Consider the following 1,060-nt stretch of genomic DNA (forward strand, 5'->3'; position numbering starts at 1 on the left):
ATCCACCAGAGGCTGGGGGAGTTCGGGGTCGGCGGGATCCTCCACCGCCGAGGGGACGTCCTCGTAGGGGCCCAGGCCGGGTGACGCGGGCTCGGTGGTGGGCCGCTCATCGGCGGTTCGCTCATCGGCGGGATCGGCCTGGCAGGCGGTGGCCGCCAAGGCCAGCACGACCGCCGCGGCCCATCGTCGCACCGTCAGTCTCGCCGACCCCTCACCCCGCACCGAATCCTCCTCCGGACGTCCCGTGGTCCCAGTCTGTGTAGGGGCCGGTCGATCGCCCGTGCATGTGTCAGCGGGCGGACAGTCTTCCGGGACCCGGCCGGACAGGGGGAGATGACCGCACCGTTCCCCGACCGGTGGCCCTCCCGGCTGCGACGTCTGCTGTCGGGACGGTGACTGTCCGCGTGCCGACACTGTCCACCCAGCCCGACGGTGTTTGGGATGGACTACCGCGTGGCATGGGTCGGGCTGTCGTTAGGGGGAGGGCCCGGCCCACCGCCGCGCCGCATCATCGACACGGAAGGCGGGGCCGCACGTGGCCGACAGAGCACGGGACCGGGGCGAGGTCTTCGTCGAGTACACCAAGAGCGTCTGCCCGGTGTGCAAGGTGGTGGTCGACGCCCAGGTCAACATCCGCGACAACAAGGTCTATCTGCGTAAACGCTGCAAGGAGCACGGCTGGTTCGAGGCGCTGGTCTACGGCGACGCCCAGCTGTACACGGAATCGATCCGCTTCAACAAACCGGGCACGCTACCGCTGACCTTCCAGACCGAGGTCAAGGACGGATGCCCCTCCGACTGCGGACTGTGCCCCGAACACAAACAGCACGCCTGCCTGGGCATCATCGAGGTCAACACCGGCTGCAACCTGGACTGCCCGATCTGCTTCACTGACTCCGGACACCAGCCGGATGGTTATTCGATCACCCGCGAACAGTGCGCGCGCATGCTCGACACCTTCGTCGAGGCCGAGGGCGAACCCGAGGTGGTGATGTTCTCCGGCGGGGAACCCACCATCCACAAGGACATCCTCGCCTTCGTCGAGATGGCCACCGACCGG

Annotated in this window: 2 protein-coding genes; one reads left to right on the forward strand and one right to left on the reverse strand. The window is 68.1% G+C overall.

Annotated features, from left to right (window positions below; all coding sequences use genetic code 11):
• Positions 1-192: hypothetical protein (locus D471_RS32965; protein ID WP_394296843.1), on the reverse strand; the 192-nt coding region annotated here is incomplete at its 3' end.
• A 343-nt stretch (positions 193-535) separates the two neighbouring features.
• Between D471_RS32965 and D471_RS32970 the strand changes: the two genes are divergently transcribed.
• A partial coding sequence (locus tag D471_RS32970; RefSeq protein ID WP_017597499.1) for a radical SAM protein occupies positions 536-1,060 on the forward strand: 525 nt, incomplete at its 3' end.

This window comes from Nocardiopsis lucentensis DSM 44048, assembly GCF_000341125.1.
In the GTDB taxonomy this organism is placed as follows: domain Bacteria; phylum Actinomycetota; class Actinomycetes; order Streptosporangiales; family Streptosporangiaceae; genus Nocardiopsis; species Nocardiopsis lucentensis.